Here is a 3641-nt window from a genome sequence, read left to right on the forward strand (position 1 = left end):
GCCATCTCTACCGTCAGAAGCAGGCACAGGGTGAAATCTTTTGGGTAGATGAGGAAGTGAAGTCATGAAGCTACACAATCCACCGCCGCCCACTTATGCTTTTGGGTATAAAACACCGCCCCAACCCGGGAACGAGATCAATGGTTTAGGCATGAAGGAAAAGGTTCGAGCCAGGCATGTTTTCCACGATCCAGGCGGTGGCAGGTTGCCCTGGCATGGATTAGATGAGTTTTTCAGCTACATCAGTATTTGGGGAATTGTCAAACACATCCTCGCAAACGTTTGGCAGCTCCGTCGCCAGGACGGTCCGGTGAATCGGAACCGACGAGAAGTTAACGACCCGGAAGCGATGGCCGCTGAAATCAAAGCCAAAGCGAAGGAGCTCGGCGCGGAATTGGTTGGCATTACCCACATGATCGACGAGGCTGTTTATGAAGGCCGCGAGATTCCCTTCAAATATGCGATTTGCATTGGGTTGTCCATGGACCGGGAAGAGATGAGCGAGGTTCCGCATGAACGCGCCGGAGTTGAGGTGATGCGGGCTTACCGGGTAATCTCGCGCATCGCCATTGAGCTTGGTGAAGCCATCCGGGCAATGGGCTGGCCGGCTAAAGCCTACGGCAATCCCAACAGCACGGACATTCTGCACATCCCGTTGGCCATTAATGCAGGTCTGGGCCAGCTTGGCAAACATGGCTCCATGATCAGCAAAGAATTTGGCTCTAATTTTCGGCTGGCGGCAGTGGCCACCGACCTGCCGCTGGCCACGGATGAACCGGTTGACCTGGCAGTCGATGATGTTTGTGTGAACTGCAAACGTTGTGTGCTCGATTGCCCGCCGGATGCTATTTTTAATGAGAAGCAAGTGGTGCGCGGCGAACAGAAGTGGTATGTCGATTTTGACAAATGTATTCCTTATTTTGTAAAAACCTTCGGCTGTGCCATTTGTATCGAAGTCTGCCCCTGGAGCGAGCCCGGCCGGGGCGAGTGGTTGTTTGATAAGATGATGGCCCGGCGAAAGAATGCCACAGAGACACAGAGAACTCAGAGTCTTTGATATAAAAGAAAGCTGCTATGAGTGAAAGCAAAAACTATAGACTAAAGCAAAAGTGAATGGGAGGTACAAATGAAGTTTAAAAGAATCTTTCTTCTTCTTTTTCTAGCATCATGTGTATTTGCTCAAAATCCACAGCAAACCTGGCAACAATACAAAACCCCGGAAGAAGCAGGTTGGTCTTCGGGAAAATTACAGATTGCAAAAGCATACTATGACAGCCTGGATGCGGCTGCTTTCATGGCTATCTATGACGGCAATGTGCTCGTTTCATGGGGTGAGGTGTCGAGGCGTTTTATGTGTCACTCAATCCGAAAAAGCTTTTTGAGTGGGCTCTATGGAGTTTATGTCGCCGAAGGCAAAATCGATCTCGATAAAACGCTGGCAGATTTAAACATCGATGATAAGGATAAGCTTACGGACGTGGAAAAACAGGCAAAAGTCCGGGACTTGCTCAAAGCCCGTTCGGGGGTTTATCATTCTGCCGCCTACGAAACTGCCGGTATGAAGAGAAGACGTCCAAAGCGTGACAGCCATCCACCGAACACATTCTGGTACTATAACAACTGGGACTTCAATACTGCAGGGGCAATTTTCGAAAAAGAAACCGGGACGGATATTTTTGTTGCCTTTAAAAACCGCATTGCTGATCCGCTACAAATGCAAGATTACCGCGTTAGCGATGGCTATCATCATCTGGAAGCGCATAACTCGATCTACCCCGCATACCCGTTCAGGATGTCTGCTCAGGACATGGCCCGTTACGGGTTATTATTCCTGCGCGCGGGTCGCTGGAATGACGAACAGATTATCTCTAAAGAATGGATAAAGGAGAGTACAACATCTTACTCCGAGGCAAGTGAAGGCGGATACGGATACATGTGGTGGATCGAAGGTCCGGTAAAGGCGCCTGGAATGTATTTTGCTCTCGGCGCTGGTGGGCATGTCATCGGAGTGGTTCAAGAAGAAAATCTTGTTATTATCATGCGCGTGAACACCTATGTGGGAGATCGGGTGCGCACCTCCGAAACTCTGGAACTGGTCGCTAAAATTCGCGCTGCAAAGATATCGGAGCCAAACCCGAACCCGGAACTGGTCGCGTTAGAAGTGCCTTCGAAATCGATGAGTTTTGTCGACCTGGACGATAGGACTTTGGATATGTATGTCAGAGAATATGAGTTTAATAACCAGACTATGAGCGTTAAAAAATCTGGACATGGGTTGCTTGTAGACGTGCCATCTTCAGGTAAATTTGCAATTTCCCCACTATCAAGAACGAAATTTTTTGTAGAGGATAGTGAGCGATTTCTGATTTTCGAATTGGATGAATCCGGTAAACCAAATCGTCTGACTCTACATTCTAGCAACTCCATTGCAGATCTGTATCAAACAATCGCCGATAAAGGCATCGCTGCTGCGGTTAAGCAATACCATGCGATGAGCAATTCCCAGTCGCATTTTTTTAGCGAATCAGAGCTAAATAGATTAGGTTATCAACTGCTTGGAGTCAATAGAGTGACCGACGCCATTGAAATTTTCAAATTAAATGTCAAGGCCTATACCGGCGCCTTCAACACATACGACAGCCTTGGCGAAGCATACATGATCAATAAACAATATGAGCTTGCGACTAAGAATTTCAAGAAGTCCTTGGAATTAAGCCCCAATAATGTTAACGCAGAGGAAATGCTCAAAAAAATGAATGAAAAAGTGTCGACGAAATCGCAATGACACTTTCATTCTAGGACTTCTAGTGTATTGATTCATAATTTCCTTTACCAACCCTGACAGGGTTTTGGAAACGCATGTTTCAGGCATAAAAACAGTAAGAAATCCCTGTCAGGGTTAAGTTAATTCGTTCAAATAAAGGTCATGATAGCTTCAAACCTAAAAATGATAAGCGTCTTAAGAGAAACTGCCCGCCGTCTTACGGGCGGCGCCGAATACAATTGGAGCCACCAGGGCAATTGCAACTGCGGTCATTTGGTGCAAACGGTCACCAAGCTTTCCAAAGCAGAAATTCACGCCCGGGCGCTGGAAAAGGCCGGGGATTGGGGAGAAAAAGTCATCGATTATTGTCCCACCAGCAATTATCCAATCGACCACATCATAACAGCCATGCTGGAAATGGGATTTACCCGGGATGATTTAGTCCGCCTTGAGCGGCTTTCCGCACCAGACATTCTGGACAGAATTCCCCATGAGCGCAAACCGCTCAAACACAATTGCCGCGAAGATGTAATTTTGTACATGAATACCTGGGCGGATTTATTAGAAGAAAAGTTACTGGATGAGATTGAATTGCCTCGTTTTGATTTTAAACAGCGAAGGACACTGAAATACGCTGAAAAAATGATTTAGTACCCGTTGTTGTCATGCCCGAGATCTTTTAGTCGGGCATCCAAAAATCTGGATGCCTGCTAAAAACATGTTGGCATGACATTTCCTTACTTTTAATGTTAAAAAAATAATAAATGGCCAAACGCACCGCCGTCAGCATCGTCCTCACCCGCGATCCGGATTCAACTGAAATCTATCTGGTTGAACGCAATCCCAAATTAAAATTCTTCGGCGGCTTTTACGCCTG

The 3641-nt window shown here is 46.9% G+C and carries 3 protein-coding genes; all 3 read left to right on the forward strand.

The genetic code is table 11. The features are described from left to right. The first annotated feature begins 64 nt into the window (after window positions 1-64). Entirely contained in the window at window positions 65-1057 is a 993-nt protein-coding gene (locus IH879_21475) for a 4Fe-4S dicluster domain-containing protein (protein ID MCH7677498.1), read from the forward strand. A 69-nt stretch (window positions 1058-1126) separates the two neighbouring features. Beyond that, entirely contained in the window at window positions 1127-2785 is a 1659-nt protein-coding gene (locus tag IH879_21480) for a serine hydrolase (protein ID MCH7677499.1), read from the forward strand. Between the two features lie 141 nt (window positions 2786-2926). Beyond that, window positions 2927-3415 (forward strand): hypothetical protein, encoded by a 489-nt coding sequence (locus IH879_21485; protein ID MCH7677500.1) that lies wholly within the window; start codon window positions 2927-2929, stop codon window positions 3413-3415. Window positions 3416-3641: the final 226 nt, after the last annotated feature.

Source organism: candidate division KSB1 bacterium (assembly GCA_022562085.1).
Lineage (GTDB): Bacteria > Zhuqueibacterota > Zhuqueibacteria > Oceanimicrobiales > Oceanimicrobiaceae > Oceanimicrobium.